The sequence below is a fragment of the Pseudomonas sp. TWRC1-2 genome (assembly GCF_049896685.1).
Lineage (GTDB): Bacteria > Pseudomonadota > Gammaproteobacteria > Pseudomonadales > Pseudomonadaceae > Aquipseudomonas.
In genome coordinates this window covers 505,137-521,403 of the sequence record NZ_JAFCUU010000003.1, presented here as the reverse complement: position 1 = coordinate 521,403, position 16,267 = coordinate 505,137, and the positions used below count along the sequence as shown (strand labels likewise).

Below are 16,267 nucleotides of genomic sequence, written 5' to 3'. Positions count from 1 at the left end.
GCTTTCTTCTGCATAAGTTGACTTGGCCGACCGGGATGGCTGCGATACCATCCGGTTCCCCAACGGACTCCGCCAGGACGACGCGATGAACCGAGTGTTGTACCCAGGTACCTTCGACCCGATTACCAAAGGCCATGGCGATCTGGTCGAACGCGCCTCTCGCCTGTTCGACCATGTGATCATCGCGGTCGCTGCCAGCCCCAAGAAAAACCCGCTGTTTCCCCTGGAACAGCGCGTGGAGCTGGCGCGTGAGGTCACCAAACACCTGCCTAATGTGGAAGTGGTGGGTTTTTCGACGCTGCTGGCACACTTCGCCAAGGAGCAGAACGCCAATGTGTTCCTGCGTGGCCTGCGCGCGGTGTCGGACTTCGAATACGAATTCCAGCTGGCCAACATGAACCGCCAATTGGCGCCGGACGTGGAAAGCCTGTTCCTCACGCCGTCGGAGCGTTACTCGTTCATTTCCTCGACATTGGTCCGTGAAATCGCCGCTTTGGGCGGAGATATCACCAAGTTCGTACACCCGGCTGTGGCGGATGCGCTGACACTGCGCTTCAAGAAATAATTTCTGAAGCGCGGGCTTGTCTGTGCTGAGCCTGACTTGTTCATGCTGAGCCTGGTTTGTCTGTGCTGAGCGGGCTTATTGTGGCGAGCGGGCTTGCCCCGCGTTGGGCTGCGAAGCAGCCCCAATAAACCCACCGCGTAGTTTCAGTCAAAACACGGCCGCCTGTTTTCAGGGCCGCTTCGCAGCCCAACGCGGGGCAAGCCCGCTCGCCACAACAAGCACGGAGCTCGCCACAATAGGCACGGCGCTCCCTACAACAAGCCCAGCGATCGCCACAGCTCGCACTGCGGGCGCCAATGCGGCACAATTGCGCGCATTCGTTTTCAGATGCCCTGGCTGACAGCCCTGGCAGGAGTTTCCATGTCCCTGATCATCACCGACGATTGCATCAACTGCGACGTCTGCGAACCTGAGTGCCCGAACGCTGCGATTTCCCAGGGTGAAGAGATCTACGTGATCGACCCCAACCTGTGCACCCAATGTGTCGGCCACTACGACGAGCCTCAGTGCCAGCAAGTGTGCCCGGTGGATTGCATTCCGCTGGATGAAGCACACCCTGAGACTGAAGAGCAGTTGATGGAGAAGTACCGGAAGATTACCGGTAAGGCCTGAGACTCTGTGGCGCCCATCCGGACCTCATCGCAGGCAAGCCAGCTCCCACATTTAAACGTGTGAATACGGTCAAGTGTGGGAGCTGGCTTGCCTGCGATGGCGGCATCAGCCCCTCACACAACACTCAGCTCTGGCACTTAGGGCAAAACACACTCGCCCGCTGCCCCAACACCACATTGCGCAACTCGCTGCCGCAGACCTTGCACGCCTCGCCGCCCCGGCCGTAGACGAACAGTTCCTGCTGAAAATACCCCGGCTGCCCGTCACCGCCGATAAAGTCCCGCAATGTGGTGCCGCCACGCTCGATGGCGGCGGCCAGCACACGCTTGATCTCAACTGCCAGCTTCAAGTAACGCCCGCGTGAAATGCCACCGGCGGCGCGACGCGGATCAATCCCGGCGGCAAACAGCGCTTCGGTCGCATAGATATTGCCCACGCCCACCACCACCGCGTTGTCCATGATGAACGGCTTCACCGCCACGGACTTGCCGCGAGACAGCTGGAACAGCCGCTCGCCGTCAAACAGGTCAGTCAACGGCTCCGGCCCCAGGCGAATCAGCAATTCATGGTTGTGCGGGTCCTGGCTCCAGAGCATCGCACCGAAGCGCCGCGGGTCGGTGTAGCGCAGCGCCATTCCCGACTCCAGCTCGATGTCCACATGCTCATGCTTGAGCGCGGGCGAACCGGCTTCCACCAGCCGCAGGTTGCCCGACATGCCCAAGTGGCTGATCAAAGTGCCCACTTCGGCATTGATCAACAGGTACTTGGCCCGCCGCTCCACCAGCACGATGCGCTGCCCGGACAGGCGCACATCCAGGTCTTCCGGGATCGGCCAGCGCAGGCGCCGCTCACGCACCACCACACGGCTGACGCGCTGGCCTTCCAGGTGCGGCGCAATCCCGCGCCGGGTGGTTTCGACTTCTGGTAACTCGGGCATGTGTACCTCGTGAAAAAAGGGTCAGTGCGCGCCCAGTTCGCGGATCGACAACTTCATGCTTTCGAAGTCGTAGTCCGACAGGCCCACGTAATCCAGCACCAGATGGCCGATGGCATTCCACTCATGGTCCACGGCCTGGTTACCCAGCACGCGACAGGACGAACAGATGTGCTCAGCCATTTTCAGGATGGCCAGCAGGTTTTTAAGTTGCGGCGTGCGCGACGACTCATCGCTGAAAATCGCCAACGCGTTGTGGTGGTTGGCGATCGCGTCGGTCACATGCTCCGGCAGGCGCCAGGATTTGGCGGTGTAGTAGCCGACCACGGCATGGTTGGTGTTGAACGCGTTGTTCTCGGTGTCGACCACGCGGCAATCGGGCCCGGCATTGGCGTAGGCCTGCTCCAGCACCGTCATGTAATTGGGGAACCGCTTGAGCATCAACGGCACGCCGCAATCGTGGAACAGCCCCAGGGCATAAGCTTCGTCCACCGCCTGCGAGCCGGTGCGCTTGGCCAGGGTCAGGCAGGTCATGGCCACATCCTGGGCGGTGTCCCAGAAGCGGTTGAGGGTGACAATGGTGTCGTCGCTCATCTCGCCTTTGATCGACTGTGCGTTGATCAAGTTGATGATCGAACGGCTGCCCAGCAGGTTCACCGCGCGCTGGATCGAGGCAATCTTGTTGCTCAGGCCGTAATACGGCGAGTTGACGATCTTCAGCAATGCGCCGGACAGGCCCGGGTCCTGGGAGATCAACCGCGCGATCACTTCCAGGTCCGGGTCGGGCATGTACTGCTCCATCTGCAAATCCACCATGATTTGCGGTTGAGGCGGCACGCTGATGCCTTGCAGGGCCTGTTGGATCTGTTCGGCGGAAAGCTCTTGGGACATAAGTACACACTCTGGGCTAGGCGGCGATTCTAACCCTTATGAAGACTTGACCGACACCCAAATGCCGAACTGAAACCGGATCAAATGTGGGAGCGGGCTTGCTCGCGAACGCTCGGTGTCAGTCACCGAATACAGTGGCTAATCCACCGCTTTCGCCAGCAAGCCCGCTCCCACATGTCCGGCGGCGCCGCGAATTCATGCACAACACGGTATACTCCCGCTCTTTTTTCCGGAGCGACGTCATGTCCCTGCCAAGCCTGCGTCTCAAAGCCAACGCCGATCGTCGTTTGCGCAACGGCCACCTGTGGGTCTACAGCAACGAAATCGACGTGGCCGCCACCCCACTTCACGGCTTCCAGGCAGGCGACCAGGCTATCCTGGAAGCGGCCGGCGGCAAGACCCTGGGCATCGTGGCCATGAGCCCGAACAACCTGATCTGTGCCCGTCTGCTGTCGCGCGACATCAAGTTGCCATTGGACAAGTCGCTGCTGGTGCACCGCATCAACGTCGCGCTGTCGCTGCGTGACCGCCTGTTCGACAAGCCGTTCTACCGCCTGGTGTACGGCGACTCCGACCTGCTGCCGGGCCTGGTGGTTGACCGTTTCGGCGACATCCTGGTCGTCCAGATCGCTTCGGCGACCATGGAAGCCCACAAAGAAGACGTGATCGCCGCCCTGACCCAAGTGCTCAAGCCAAGCGGCATCCTGTTCAAGAACGACTCCGCCGCGCGCGACGCCGAAGGCCTCAACCGCTACGTTGAAACCGTGTTCGGCCTGGTGCCGGAGTGGGTCGCGCTGGAAGAGAACGGCGTGAAATTCGAAGCCCCGGTAATTCAGGGCCAGAAGACCGGCTGGTTCTACGACCACCGCATGAACCGCGCCCGCCTGGCGCCGTATGCCAAAGGCAAACGCGTGCTGGACCTTTACAGCTACATCGGCGGCTGGGGCGTGCAAGCTGCAGCCTTCGGCGCCAGTGAAGTGTTCTGCGTCGACGCCTCCGCCTTCGCCCTCGACGGCGTGGAGCGCAACGCTGCGCTGAACGGCGTTGCCGAGAAGATGACCTGCATCGAAGGCGATGTGTTCGAAGCCCTCAAAGAGCTGAAAGCCAGCGAAGAACGCTTCGATGTGATCGTGGCCGACCCACCGGCTTTCATCAAACGCAAAAAAGACATGAAAAACGGCGAAGGCGCCTACCGCCGCCTGAACGAGCAAGCCATGCGCCTGCTCAGCAGGGACGGCATCCTGGTCAGCGCATCCTGCTCGATGCACTTGCCGGAAGACGACCTGCAAAACATCCTGCTGACCAGCGCCCGTCACCTGGACCGCAATATCCAGATGCTCGAACGCGGCGGCCAGGGGCCGGATCACCCGGTGCACCCGGCGATTGCCGAAACGCGCTACATCAAGAGCATTACGTGCCGGTTGTTGCCTAATAGCTGATTGAACGCGGGCTAAATGTTGGAGCGGGCTTGCTCGCGAAAGCGGCAAGTCAGTCGATGAATGAGTTGACTGACACTACGTATTCGCGAGCAAGCCCGCTCCCACATTTTGGTTTGTGGTGTGTCAGGGCAACTTTCCTATCACCGCAAACCACAACAATTCGGGAACCTTCCTTCAACGGTTTTGATTGAATTCCACATTTCGCAGACTAGTATCGGTTTCTGGAATTACTCCGGAAACCAAAACAATGTCTGGGCCCTACCTCTCCCGCTTCATCCTCATCACCTGCATTTCCCTGATCAGCTTTTTCCCTATCAACATTCTGCTTCCCTCGTTTCCCGCACTGGCTGCCAGGTTCGACACACCTACCGCAGAAATCGCACTGTCGATCAGTCTGTTCACGCTGGTGTTTTCAGTGTCCCAATTGGTTGCCGGCCCGCTGTCGGATAAATGGGGCCGCAAGGAAGTCCTGCTCGGTTGCATCACGCTGTCGATCCTGGGTGCGATAGGTTGCGCATTATCGACGGACTACCTGAGTTTCCTGCTGTTTCGCTCGGTCCAGGCCATGGGTTGCGGCTTCTTCGTACTGGGCCACGCGTTAGTGGAAGACCTGTTCGAAGAACAGGATCGAGCCCGTGTGCGCCTCTACTACATGACCCTGAGCGGCTCGTTCGTCGCCTTGTCACCGCTGATCGGCTCCTGGTTGCAAACCACCTTCGATTGGCAAGGTAGTTTCTATGGATTCGCACTGATGGCGTTGGGGATGTTGATCCATGCGTTCTGCATACTGCCCTCCAAGTCCGCCAGCCCGCACCGCACGCCGGTGTCGATCATCGGCACGCTGAAAGATGTCGCGACCAATCGCGACTTCCTGCGTTACTGGTGGATCGCCGCGTTGGTGTTCGCCTGCTACTTCGCCTTGATCAGCGTGACACCGTTGATTTTCATGGACTCGTTGAAACTCTCCGAATACCAGTACGCACTGGTACTCATGGTGTATGGCGTGGCCTATCTGCTCGGTGGCTTGGCGGCGTCGTATCTTCAAAAACGCATCTCGCTGTCCCGGCAAATCAACATCGGCCTTGGATTGCTGCTTATCGCAGGCGTGCTTCTGATGCTGATCGTCGGTCTTGGAGCCATCACCACCATCACCCTGCTGATCCCGATGCTGATCAGCGCCCTGGCCGTAACTCTGGTTCGCCCCGCCGCGATTTCCGCCGCCATGTTGCTGTTCTCCAGCAGCGCCGGCACCGCCGCCTCGGCCGGCAACAGCATCATGTTCATCACCGCTGCCGTCAGCAGCGCCGCCCTCGCCCAAGCCGGGGCCAACCTGCTGATGACCATCGCCATCAGCTTCATCGTGCTCAGCGTTTGGGGCGTGATGACGAACGCGCGGGTCGGCCGCTGACCATGAAACTTGCACACCCACACGTCTCGTAAGCGCTATCTACACGCTGGCGGCCATTCCCTCCGGCCGCCAGCGGTGTAGAATCGACGCTATTCATCGCCAGTCATCCCCCGGCGGGTTTATGAGCTCGAGGCCCAAGCACGCGGCGATCCCGCGACGCGAGTGGCAACGTTTGGACACACGGCCATTTTCTGAGTGTTCCAGACGTCAATAGAAGCTCACTTCCCTTTAGTACTTGATTAGCCGCCCGGAGTGCTCCATGCCTGATTACCGCTCGAAAACATCCACCCACGGCCGCAACATGGCCGGCGCGCGCGCACTGTGGCGTGCCACGGGGATGAAAGATGACGACTTCAAAAAGCCGATCATCGCGATTGCCAACTCGTTCACCCAGTTCGTACCCGGCCACGTCCACCTCAAGGACCTGGGCCAACTGGTCGCCCGCGAGATCGAACGCGCCGGCGGCGTGGCCAAAGAATTCAACACCATCGCCGTGGATGACGGCATCGCCATGGGCCATGACGGCATGCTGTATTCGCTGCCGAGCCGCGAGATCATCGCCGACTCCGTGGAATACATGGTCAACGCCCACTGCGCCGACGCCATCGTGTGCATCTCCAACTGCGACAAAATCACCCCCGGCATGCTGATGGCTGCCCTGCGCCTGAACATCCCGGTGATCTTCGTCTCCGGCGGCCCGATGGAAGCCGGCAAGACCAAACTGGCCTCCCACGGGCTCGACCTGGTGGACGCCATGGTCATCGCCGCCGATTCCAGCGCGTCTGACGAGAAAGTCGCGGAATACGAGCGCAGCGCCTGCCCAACCTGCGGCTCGTGCTCCGGCATGTTCACCGCCAACTCGATGAACTGCCTGGTCGAAGCCCTGGGCCTGGCCTTGCCGGGCAACGGTTCCACGCTGGCCACCCACAGCGACCGCGAGCAGCTGTTCCTGCAGGCCGGCCGTACCATCGTCGAGCTGTGCAAGCGTTACTACACCGACAACGATGAGTCGGTGCTGCCGCGCAACATCGCCAACTTCAAGGCGTTCGAAAACGCCATGACCCTGGACATCGCCATGGGCGGTTCCACCAACACCATCCTGCACTTGCTGGCCGCCGCTCAGGAAGCCGAGATCGATTTCGACCTGCGCGACATCGACCGTCTGTCCCGGCACGTGCCGCAACTGTGCAAAGTCGCGCCGAACATCCAGAAGTACCACATGGAAGACGTGCACCGCGCCGGCGGGATCTTCTCGATCCTCGGCTCGCTGGCCCGTGGCGGCCTGCTGCACACCGACCTGCCGACCGTGCACAGCACGAGCATGGCCGAGGGCATCGCCAAGTGGGACATCACCCAGACCACCGACGAAGCCGTGCATCACTTCTTCAAGGCAGGCCCGGCCGGCATCCCGACGCAAACGGCGTTCAGCCAGTCCACCCGCTGGGACACCCTCGATGACGACCGTGAAAACGGCTGCATCCGCAGTGTCGAGCACGCCTACTCGCAAGAAGGCGGCCTGGCCGTGCTGTACGGCAACATCGCACTGGATGGCTGCGTGGTGAAAACCGCCGGTGTGGATGAGTCGATCCACGTGTTCGAAGGCAACGCCAAGATCTTCGAAAGCCAGGACAGCGCCGTGCGCGGCATCCTTGCCGACGAAGTCAAAGCCGGCGACATCGTGATCATCCGCTACGAAGGCCCGAAAGGCGGCCCGGGCATGCAAGAGATGCTCTACCCGACGTCGTACCTGAAATCCAAAGGCCTGGGCAAAGCCTGCGCCCTGCTCACCGACGGCCGTTTCTCCGGCGGCACCTCGGGCCTGTCCATCGGCCACGCTTCGCCAGAAGCGGCTGCCGGCGGCGCGATTGGCCTGGTGCAGGACGGCGACAAAGTGCTGATCGACATTCCGAACCGCTCGATCAACCTGTTGATCAGCGACGAAGAACTGGCCGCCCGCCGGGTTGAGCAGGACAAGAAAGGCTGGAAACCGGTCGAGAAGCGTCCGCGCAAGGTCACCACTGCGTTGAAGGCTTACGCCTTGCTGGCCACCAGCGCCGACAAAGGCGCTGTGCGTAACAAAGCGATGCTCGACGGCCTGTAAGCCCCGCGCATAAAAATGCCCCGCCACGTGCGGGGCATTTTTTTGTCTGGATAAACCCTTCAGAACACTGAACCCCCCTGTGGGAGCTGGCTTGCCTGCGATCGCGGTGGGCCCGACGACTCATGTACTGCCTGACACACCGCCTTCGCGAGCAAGCCCGCTCCCACAGTGGATCGGGTCCCACCTTAAGAATGCGGTCGAATGTGGGAGCGGGCTGACCTGCGATAGCGGTGGGCCAGCCGACTCTTGTACTGACTGACACACCGCTTTCGCGGGCAAGCCCGCTCCCACAGGTGACCGGGTTCGAACTTAAGTATGCGGTCGAATGTGGGAGCTGGCTTGCCTGGGATAGCGGTGGGTCCGACGACTCATGTAGGGCCTGACACGCCGCCTTCGCGGGCAAGCCCGCTCCCACAGGTGACCGGGTTCCACCATGAGCATGCGGTCAAAATGTGGGAGCGGGCTTGCTCGCGAAGCAGGCGGCTCGGTCTTACTGAATCTCGTCCGGCTTGACGATCACCCAGTTCTTGTCCGCCGTCACCGGCAGCCCTTCCTTGGCCTGGGCCGCCGCGTGTTTGGCCATCATGCCGTTGAGTTGGGTCATGTATTTATCCTTGCGGTTGATCCACAGGTGGACGCCACCCTTGGCCACGTCCACATCGTGAAACAACATGTAACCGTCGCTGGTCGGTGTATCACCGCCCACGATCACCGGTTTTTTCCACTCATCGATGTAGGTGAGGATCGCCGCGTGCTTGCCGGCCATCCAGGTCGCCGGGGTCCACAGGTACGGGGTCAGTTCCAGGCCGAGGTTGGCCTTCTCGTCATACTTGCCGGCGGCGATCTGCTTACGCGCGGTGGTCAGCTCGCCGGTCTTGCGATCCTTGAGCAAGGTGCTCACGCCGATGACGTTCTCGGGTTTGACGTTGTAACCGTACTTCGGATCGGCAGCGACCATGCGCACCAACTCCTCGGACGCGGCGGTCATCACATACACCTCGATGCCGTTTTCCATCAGCTTGTTGAACAGCTCAGCCTGGCCGGTGAAGACTTTCGGCGGCTGCACGTCCATGGTCTTGACCACGTCACCGTCGTAATAGGTGACCGGCACCGGCTTGCCCGACGCCATCATCTCGTCGACATAGCCCTTGAGTTCCTTGAGGGTGAAGCCGGAGAAAATCTGCGCAACCCACGGGTAGCAGACCATGTCGTCCACTTCGCAGAGTCGGTAGTAGTAGCTGAACAGGCTTTCCTTGTGGTCGGCGGTGTCTTTGAACGGAATCAGCTTGAGGGACGGGTCCATGGTGTCGCGGGTGATCAGGCCTTTGTTCTCAAGGTACGGCAGCAGGGACTCTTCGAGGTCGTAGCGGTAACTGGTGTTGTCCATGTCGAACACCGCGAAGTTACCCTTGTTGGCGTTGGCGGCGATCATCTTGTTCAGTTGCTCGGCGGCAGGCGCCGGCCAGTGCTTCAACTCGGTGGCGGCAAATGCCTGGCTGGCGAGGCCCAAGCAGAAGGCGGCGGCCAGTAGTGTTGGCGCGAACTTCATAAGCGATTTCTCCCTGAGTGAAAGACATCGACGCTAACAAATCTGTGTGACAGTTATCGCCCGAGCACGACCGCTTGCGTCGTGATTGCGCCAAGGGCGTGTGCCTGAGCGTCAAAGGCTTATTCCAAAAACGACAGTCACCATTCCATATCGGTATTAAATCAATATATTTCAAGCTGTTAGGCTTTCTGGTTCGCAATCGCAGGCTCACGCGATTGGCTGCCTTCTCAACGGAGCTTCAATGAATCTGCCCCTGATTCTCAACGTACTGGTGTTCGTGGCCCTGCTTTTGGGCCTGGCACAAACCCGCCGCACACACTGGAGCCTCGCCAAGAAGGTCCTGTTCGCGCTGGTGCTCGGCGTGCTGTTCGGCGCGGCGTTGCACACGATTTATGGCGACGGCAACCCGGTGCTCAAAGCCTCGATCAGCTGGTTTGATCTGGTCGGCAATGGTTACGTGCAGTTGCTGCAAATGATCGTGATCCCGCTGGTATTCGCCTCGATCCTCAGCGCCGTGGCACGCCTGCATAACGCCTCGTCCCTGGGCAAGATCAGCTTCCTGACCATCGGTACGCTGCTGTTCACCACGGCAATTGCGGCGCTGATCGGTATCGGCCTGACCAACCTGTTCGGCCTCACCGCCGAAGGCCTGGTGGCCGGCACCCAGGAAATGGCGCGCCTGCAAGTGATCCAGAATGATTACGCAGGCAAGGTCGCCGACCTGAATATCCCGCAGCTGCTGCTGTCGTTCGTGCCAGCCAATCCGTTTGCCGACCTGGCCCGGGCCAAGCCGACGTCGATCATCAGCGTGGTGATTTTTGCTGCGTTTCTCGGGGTTGCCGCACTGCAACTGCTCAAGGACGACGTGGAAAAAGGCCAGAAAGTGCTCAACGCCATCGACACCCTGCAAGCCTGGGTGATGCGCCTGGTGCGCCTGGTGATGAAGCTGACGCCCTACGGCGTGCTGGCGCTGATGACCAAAGTGGTCGCCGGCTCCAACCTGCAAGACATCATCAAACTCGGCAGTTTTGTGGTGGTGTCGTACCTGGCGCTGGGCCTGATGTTTGTGGTGCACGGCCTGCTGCTGTCGCTGGCCGGGGTCAACCCGCTGCGCTTCTTCCGCAAGGTGTGGCCAGTGCTGACCTTTGCCTTCACCAGCCGCTCCAGCGCAGCCGCCATCCCGCTGAGCATTGAAGCGCAGACCCGCCGCCTGGGTATCCCGCAATCGATTGCCGGTTTCGCCGCCTCGTTTGGCGCGACCATCGGCCAGAACGGTTGCGCCGGTCTCTACCCGGCCATGCTCGCGGTGATGGTTGCACCGACCGTGGGCATCAACCCGCTCGACCCGCTGTGGATCGCGACGCTGGTCGCAATCGTGACCTTGAGTTCAGCCGGTGTGGCCGGTGTTGGCGGCGGCGCGACCTTTGCCGCGCTGATCGTACTGCCGGCGATGGGCTTGCCGGTGTCACTGGTGGCGCTGCTGATTTCCGTGGAGCCGCTGATCGACATGGGCCGTACGGCGCTGAACGTGAACGGTTCGATGACGGCGGGCGCGATTACCAGCCAGATCATGGGGCAGACGGATAAAGCGTTGCTCAATGCCGATGAGCACGCTGAGTTAGCGCAGGCCTGATAGACCGCTATCGGGGGCAAGCCCCCTCCCACACTTGATCGCGTTCACTCGGTCAACTGTGGGAGGGGGCTTGCCCCCGATGCTTTTAGGCTTTTTCCCAGACTTCGAAGTTGTACGCGGGCTTATCGCCCTCGGCCGGGTTCTCGACATTCGACACCAGCTTCCACTGGTTCAGATCAAACTCGGGAAACCACGCGTCCCCGTCCGGGCTCAACGCAACCCGCGTCAGATACAGGCGATCCGCCTGCTCCAACCCTTGCGCATACAACTGCGCACCGCCGATCAGCATCAGCTCATCCACGCCCTGCTCCAGCGCCCAGGCCTCGGCCCGTTCCACCGCCGCAGCCAGCGACGGAAAAACTTCCGCACCTTCAAGCGCCAGATCGGTCTGACGGCTGACCACGATATTCAAGCGCCCCGGCAGCGGCCGGCCCAGCGAATCCCAGGTCTTGCGCCCCATGATGATCGGCTTGCCGAGCGTGGTGGCCTTGAAATATTTGAAATCCCCCGGCAAATGCCAGGGCATGCTGTTGTCGACGCCGATCACGCGGTTTTCACCGAGGGCTGCGATCAGGCTTAAAGGGAGAGTTTTTTTCATGGCGACGAGAATACCAGAGCTGCGAGTCAGCGGTTATGCTCCAACCTCACTTGCTCAACAGGACGGCGCGTGACTGCTCTGAATCCCCTGCACACCCTCTGGCTGACAGAAACCGTGCGCCTGCGTGAAGAACACGCCGGCCCACTCGAAGACTTGGAAGCCAACCGCCTGGCCCGCACGGCCGGTGGCGACTTGCCGACGCGCATCCAGACGCGCGCCCTGCACTTGGCCGAACGCGACGGACTGACCGCCGCCCTCACCCGCTGGCTGCAAGGCGCCCGTTTGGCGCTGGTGCTGTTGGCCGTGGTCGCGGTGATCAGTGGCGCCGGCCTGGCGTTTGCCGCGCTGGGTAACGGCCTGACCCCGGTGAATGTGTTCTGGGCGCTGGGCAGTCTGCTCGGCTTGAACCTGATTCTGCTGCTGAGCTGGGCCTTGGGCCTGGCGTTTGCCGGCGAGCACAGCGCCAGCCTCGGCCGCCTGTGGCTGTGGCTCAGCGAAAAATTCGCGCGTGATGCCAAGGCGGCTCAATTGGCGCCGGCACTGCTGCTGTTGCTGCAACGCCACAAACTCAATCGCTGGGCAGTGGGTGTACTGGTCAACAGCCTGTGGTTGCTGGCATTGCTCAGTGCCGTGGTGATTTTGCTGACACTGCTGGCCACCCGGCGCTACGGTTTTGTGTGGGAAACCACCATCCTGGGCGCCGACACCTTTGTCGCCGTCACCCAAGCCCTCGGCAGCCTGCCCGCGCTGCTGGGCTTTAACGTGCCGACCGTCGACATGATCCGCGCCAGCGGCGACTCCGCCCTGAATATCGAAAGCGCACGCCAAGCCTGGGCCGCCTGGCTGGTGGGCGTGCTGCTGGTCTACGGCCTGCTGCCGCGGTTGATCCTCGCGCTGCTGTGCCTGTGGCGCTGGAAACGCGGGCGCGCCGCCTTGCGCCTGGACCTCAACCTGCCCGGCTACAGCCCGTTGCGCGAACGCCTGATGCCAAGCAGCGAACGGCTCGGTGTCAACGATGCAGCGCCCGAACAGCTGCACCAGGTCAGCGGTGGCGTCAGCGAACTGCAGAGCGACGGCGCCCTGCTGGTGGCCATCGAACTCGACGATCAGCACCCGTGGCCGCCCAAATTACCGGCCAGCATCAAAAACGCCGGCATTCTGGACAGCCGCGAATCGCGCAACAAACTGCTGGAACAGCTCACGCGCTTCCCACCCGCACGCCTGGCCATCGCCTGCGACCCTCGTCGCTCGCCTGACCGTGGCAGTCTGGCGCTGATCGCCGAACTGGCACGCAGCGCCACGGCCACCCGCGTGTGGCTGCTGCAGGCACCGCCCGGCCAGGCGCTGGACGCCGAGCGCCTTGGCGATTGGCACGCCGCGTTGCACCAACTCGAACTGCCCTTCGCCGACTGCGCGCCGCTCACATGGCTGGAGACCGGTCATGACTAAACCGCTGAAACTGGCCGTGGTCGGCCACACCAATGTCGGCAAGACCTCGCTTTTGCGCACGCTGACCCGTGACGTCGGCTTCGGCGAAGTCTCTCATCGCCCCAGCACCACGCGGCATGTGGAAGGCGCACGGTTGTCGGTCGACGGCGAAGCCTTGCTGGAGCTGTACGACACGCCCGGCCTGGAAGACGCGATCGCATTGCTCGACTACCTGGAGCGCCTGGATCGCCCCGGCGAGCGCTTGGACGGCCCGGCACGCCTGGCGCGTTTCCTGGAAGGCAGCGAAGCGCGCCAGCGTTTCGAACAGGAGGCCAAGGTTTTGCGCCAACTGCTGGCCTGCGACGCCGGCCTGTATGTGATCGACGCTCGCGAGCCGGTGCTGGCCAAGTACCGCGACGAGCTGCAAGTGCTGGCCAGTTGCGGCAAGCCGCTGCTGCCGGTGCTCAACTTCGTCAGCAGCAGCGACCACCGCGAACCCGACTGGCGCGAAGCCCTGGCCCGCCTGGGCCTGCATGCGCTGGTGCGGTTCGACAGCGTCGCGCCGCCGGAAGACGGGGAGCGCCGCCTGTATGAAAGCCTGGCCCTGCTGCTGGAGAATGCGCGGCCGCAGCTGGAACGGTTGATCCTTGATCAGCAAGCCCAGCGCCAGGCCCGCCAGCAGAGCGCCGCGCGGTTGATCGCCGAGTTGTTGATCGACTGCGCCGCGTGCCGGCGCAGCGTGGTCACCGAGGATGAACAGCAAGCCATCGGCGATTTACGCAAGGCCGTGCGCCAGCGCGAACAAAAATGCGTGGAAGCCCTGCTCAAACTTTTCGGCTTTCGCTCGCAGGACGCCACCGCCAGCGACTTGCCGCTGCTCGATGGCCGTTGGGGCGATGACCTGTTCAACCCCGAAACCCTCAAGCAACTTGGCGTGCGCGTCGGCGGCGGGATCGCCGCAGGCGCCGCCGCCGGGGCCGGCGTGGATTTGCTGGTTGGCGGCCTGACCCTGGGCGTCGCCGCGATTGCCGGTGCGATTGCCGGCGGTGCGCTGCAAACCGCCCGCAGCTACGGCAGCCGTCTGCTGGGCAAGATCAAGGGCCATCGCGAGCTGACCGTCGACGACAGCGTGCTGCGCCTGCTCGCCTTGCGCCAGCGCCAATTGCTCAAGGCCCTGAACCTGCGTGGCCATGCGGCGATGCACAGCATCAAGGTCGACACGCCCCAGGACAAAACCTGGCGCGAGGGCAAGCTGCCGGACGCGCTGCATAAAGCCCGCGCGCACCCGCAATGGTCGTCCCTGAACCCTCACGCCAAACTCAGCCAGGCCGAGCGCCAGGAACAGGTCGAGGCGCTGGCCCTGCGCCTGGATGAACGCTAAGCCGTCAGCAGTTGCCGGGCCTTGGCCTTCAACACTTCAAGGTCCAGCACCGGCACGTGCATGTTTTTGGCCTGCTCATCCCAGTGGCGCATGCGCAGGCTCACCGAACAAAGCGGGTCCTGCTCGAACGCCTGGGCTTCTTCGGCGCTCATCACGCCGCCCTGGTAACTCAGGGTTCGGCGGCTGGCTTCGCTCAAGCGGGCGTAATAGGCCGGCTGGCTGAAGGTCAGGTAACGCTTGGCCTGCACGTGATACTCCACCAGCCTGGCCATGCGTTCGCTGAACCCTGCGCGGCGCAAATAATCCGCGCCCAGCCGCTCGTGGCTGACCACGCCGTAACCGCCCATGTTCTCGCCGGCCTGGCCGCAGAGGTGCCCGATGTCGTGGAAAAACGCTGCCAGCACCACTTCATCGTCAAAGCCCTCAGCCATGGCCAACTGTGCGGCCTGGGACATGTGTTCGATCTGCGACACCGGCTCGCCGATGTAGTCCGCCGTGCCATGCAGCTCGTACAAGCCGAAGAGTTCGGCAATCGCCTGTTCCGGGTTCATCACGCCTCACCCCACACCGTGCTGATGTTTCGTTCGGCCATCGCCGGCCCGACGCTCATCCCCACGCCGGTGTGCATCAACGCCGCGCTCACGCCCGGTGCTACGCGCAGGAACGAAAACGGCCCCGGTCCACGCGCGCCATACACGCCCTGCCAGCGCTCCACCACCTGAACCTTGCAACCCAGGGTCTGTTGCGCCAGTTCGATCATCCAGTCATCGACCTGCTCGGTATTGAACGGCGAGGCATCGCGGCCGTAGTCATGGGAATCACCGATAATCAGGTCGCCATAAGGCGTCGGGCTGATCAGCAAGTGAATGCCGTGTGCATGCAAATGCGGTGCATCGCGCAGGATTTGCGCCCGCACGGGCGCCGCTTCCGGCAAATCGGCGAAGGCGCCGTAATGCACACAACTGAGGCCTGTGAGCAACGCGTGTTGCAGGTTCAGGTTGACGGCTGGGCGGGCGCGCAGCATTTGCAGGCGACAGACACTCGGGTTGAGTTCGGCGATCGATTCCGCCAGCAGGGTTTGGTAGTCGTGGCCGGAGCACACAATGACCTGCTCGCCACGAAAGCTCCCCGCCGTGGTGTGCACGTGGCCGGGCTCAACGTCGCGCACCAGCGTGGAGAAATGAAACTCCACCTTCAATTCGCTGCGAAGGTAGTTGATCAGCGCCGGAATCGCTTCGCGCGAATACAACTGCTGATCGTCCTTGCCATGCAGCGCGGCGCGGTGATGGCGGAACTGGCCGCCATATAGATCCTTCATCGCCGCGCCTTGCAGCAGTTCGACGTTGTAGCCGTAAGCCTGCGCACGACCGGCGCAAAAAGCTTCCAACAGCTGTTCCTCCGCCTCTGTACGCGCAAACAGGTATGAGCCCTTGCGCTTGAGCTGCAGGCCGGCGACCTGCGCCCAATGCCCCCAGATATCACGGCTTTTCAGGGCCAGGTCGAGCATCGGCCCCGGCGGTTGGCCGGTGACCAGCGCCTGGCCAAAGTTGCGCACTGAGGCGCCGAGCGGCGTGGCGCTGCGTTCGAATACCTTGACCTTGAGGCCGCGTTTGGCGGCGGCGTAGGCGTGGGACAGGCCGAGGATGCCGGCGCCGATGATGAGCAGGTCGCTGCGTTGTGTCATGAAGAAATGTCCTGAATTCGAAGCCGCTATCGCCGGCAAGCCAG

The 16,267-nt window shown here is 62.1% G+C and carries 14 protein-coding genes; 8 read left to right on the top strand and 6 right to left on the bottom strand.

The window, feature by feature from the left end:
- Window positions 1-85: 85 nt before the first annotated feature.
- Both coaD and ACP7B3_RS11235 read left to right on the top strand, forming a co-directional pair.
- A complete protein-coding gene (gene coaD, locus ACP7B3_RS11240) occupies window positions 86-565 on the top strand; it encodes a pantetheine-phosphate adenylyltransferase (RefSeq protein ID WP_003176711.1) in 480 nt (159 codons plus the stop codon).
- A gap of 360 nt (window positions 566-925) precedes the next feature.
- Entirely contained in the window at window positions 926-1,177 is a 252-nt protein-coding gene (locus ACP7B3_RS11235; protein WP_003195146.1) for a YfhL family 4Fe-4S dicluster ferredoxin, read from the top strand.
- A gap of 124 nt (window positions 1,178-1,301) precedes the next feature.
- Here ACP7B3_RS11235 and mutM read toward each other — a convergent pair whose 3' ends face one another.
- A complete protein-coding gene (gene mutM, locus ACP7B3_RS11230) occupies window positions 1,302-2,114 on the bottom strand; it encodes a bifunctional DNA-formamidopyrimidine glycosylase/DNA-(apurinic or apyrimidinic site) lyase (RefSeq protein WP_369301945.1) in 813 nt (270 codons plus the stop codon).
- Window positions 2,115-2,135: 21 nt separating this feature from the next.
- A complete protein-coding gene (locus ACP7B3_RS11225; RefSeq protein WP_262206628.1) occupies window positions 2,136-2,948 on the bottom strand; it encodes an HDOD domain-containing protein in 813 nt (270 codons plus the stop codon).
- Window positions 2,949-3,244: 296 nt separating this feature from the next.
- Here ACP7B3_RS11225 and ACP7B3_RS11220 point away from each other — a divergent pair, with 296 nt between their 5' ends.
- From ACP7B3_RS11220 to ilvD, 3 genes are all read left to right on the top strand, one after another.
- Window positions 3,245-4,441 carry a class I SAM-dependent rRNA methyltransferase gene (locus tag ACP7B3_RS11220; protein WP_426178803.1) on the top strand — a complete coding sequence of 399 codons (1,197 nt, stop codon included), beginning with the start codon at window positions 3,245-3,247 and terminating at the stop codon, window positions 4,439-4,441.
- A 247-nt stretch (window positions 4,442-4,688) separates the two neighbouring features.
- Entirely contained in the window at window positions 4,689-5,849 is a 1,161-nt protein-coding gene (locus ACP7B3_RS11215; protein WP_145157776.1) for an MFS transporter, read from the top strand.
- A 259-nt stretch (window positions 5,850-6,108) separates the two neighbouring features.
- Window positions 6,109-7,950, top strand: coding sequence for a dihydroxy-acid dehydratase (gene ilvD, locus ACP7B3_RS11210; RefSeq protein ID WP_426178802.1), 1,842 nt, complete (start codon window positions 6,109-6,111; stop codon window positions 7,948-7,950).
- Between the two features lie 490 nt (window positions 7,951-8,440).
- Here the strand turns inward: ilvD and ACP7B3_RS11205 are convergent, their stop codons facing one another.
- Complete coding sequence (locus ACP7B3_RS11205) at window positions 8,441-9,499, bottom strand: haloacid dehalogenase-like hydrolase (protein ID WP_145157782.1); 1,059 nt, start codon at window positions 9,497-9,499, stop codon at window positions 8,441-8,443.
- A gap of 241 nt (window positions 9,500-9,740) precedes the next feature.
- Here ACP7B3_RS11205 and ACP7B3_RS11200 point away from each other — a divergent pair, with 241 nt between their 5' ends.
- Window positions 9,741-11,132 carry an L-cystine transporter gene (locus ACP7B3_RS11200; protein WP_426178801.1) on the top strand — a complete coding sequence of 464 codons (1,392 nt, stop codon included), beginning with the start codon at window positions 9,741-9,743 and terminating at the stop codon, window positions 11,130-11,132.
- An 85-nt stretch (window positions 11,133-11,217) separates the two neighbouring features.
- On the opposite strand, the gene ACP7B3_RS11195 is transcribed toward ACP7B3_RS11200, so the two are convergent.
- Window positions 11,218-11,730 carry a dihydrofolate reductase gene (locus ACP7B3_RS11195; RefSeq protein ID WP_369301942.1) on the bottom strand — a complete coding sequence of 171 codons (513 nt, stop codon included), beginning with the start codon at window positions 11,728-11,730 and terminating at the stop codon, window positions 11,218-11,220.
- A gap of 69 nt (window positions 11,731-11,799) precedes the next feature.
- Between ACP7B3_RS11195 and ACP7B3_RS11190 the strand changes: the two genes are divergently transcribed.
- Both ACP7B3_RS11190 and ACP7B3_RS11185 read left to right on the top strand, forming a co-directional pair.
- Window positions 11,800-13,179, top strand: a complete 1,380-nt coding sequence (locus tag ACP7B3_RS11190) for a DUF2868 domain-containing protein (protein ID WP_426178800.1) — start codon at window positions 11,800-11,802, stop codon at window positions 13,177-13,179.
- Complete coding sequence (locus tag ACP7B3_RS11185) at window positions 13,172-14,539, top strand: GTPase/DUF3482 domain-containing protein (protein ID WP_426178799.1); 1,368 nt, start codon at window positions 13,172-13,174, stop codon at window positions 14,537-14,539. Before ACP7B3_RS11190 ends, ACP7B3_RS11185 begins: the two co-directional genes overlap by 8 nt.
- Here ACP7B3_RS11185 and ACP7B3_RS11180 read toward each other — a convergent pair.
- Complete coding sequence (locus tag ACP7B3_RS11180) at window positions 14,536-15,090, bottom strand: phosphonate degradation HD-domain oxygenase (RefSeq protein ID WP_426178798.1); 555 nt, start codon at window positions 15,088-15,090, stop codon at window positions 14,536-14,538. The two genes, ACP7B3_RS11185 and ACP7B3_RS11180, sit on opposite strands and share 4 nt — an antisense overlap.
- Complete coding sequence (locus ACP7B3_RS11175; RefSeq protein WP_426178797.1) at window positions 15,090-16,223, bottom strand: TIGR03364 family FAD-dependent oxidoreductase; 1,134 nt, start codon at window positions 16,221-16,223, stop codon at window positions 15,090-15,092. The genes ACP7B3_RS11180 and ACP7B3_RS11175 overlap by 1 nt, the downstream gene beginning before the upstream one ends.
- Window positions 16,224-16,267 lie beyond the last annotated feature (44 nt).

Excerpts from the sequence above, each read along its gene's own strand:
- coaD (WP_003176711.1), top strand. The coding sequence starts at position 86 with ATGAACCGAGTGTTGTACCCAGGTACCTTCGACCCGATTACCAAAGGC.
- ACP7B3_RS11235 (WP_003195146.1), top strand. The coding sequence starts at position 926 with ATGTCCCTGATCATCACCGACGATTGCATCAACTGCGACGTCTGCGAA.
- mutM (WP_369301945.1), bottom strand. The coding sequence starts at position 2,114 with ATGCCCGAGTTACCAGAAGTCGAAACCACCCGGCGCGGGATTGCGCCG.
- ACP7B3_RS11220 (WP_426178803.1), top strand. The coding sequence starts at position 3,245 with ATGTCCCTGCCAAGCCTGCGTCTCAAAGCCAACGCCGATCGTCGTTTG.
- ACP7B3_RS11215 (WP_145157776.1), top strand. The coding sequence starts at position 4,689 with ATGTCTGGGCCCTACCTCTCCCGCTTCATCCTCATCACCTGCATTTCC.
- ilvD (WP_426178802.1), top strand. The coding sequence starts at position 6,109 with ATGCCTGATTACCGCTCGAAAACATCCACCCACGGCCGCAACATGGCC.
- ACP7B3_RS11205 (WP_145157782.1), bottom strand. The coding sequence starts at position 9,499 with ATGAAGTTCGCGCCAACACTACTGGCCGCCGCCTTCTGCTTGGGCCTC.
- ACP7B3_RS11200 (WP_426178801.1), top strand. The coding sequence starts at position 9,741 with ATGAATCTGCCCCTGATTCTCAACGTACTGGTGTTCGTGGCCCTGCTT.
- ACP7B3_RS11195 (WP_369301942.1), bottom strand. The coding sequence starts at position 11,730 with ATGAAAAAAACTCTCCCTTTAAGCCTGATCGCAGCCCTCGGTGAAAAC.
- ACP7B3_RS11185 (WP_426178799.1), top strand. The coding sequence starts at position 13,172 with ATGACTAAACCGCTGAAACTGGCCGTGGTCGGCCACACCAATGTCGGC.
- ACP7B3_RS11180 (WP_426178798.1), bottom strand. The coding sequence starts at position 15,090 with ATGAACCCGGAACAGGCGATTGCCGAACTCTTCGGCTTGTACGAGCTG.
- ACP7B3_RS11175 (WP_426178797.1), bottom strand. The coding sequence starts at position 16,223 with ATGACACAACGCAGCGACCTGCTCATCATCGGCGCCGGCATCCTCGGC.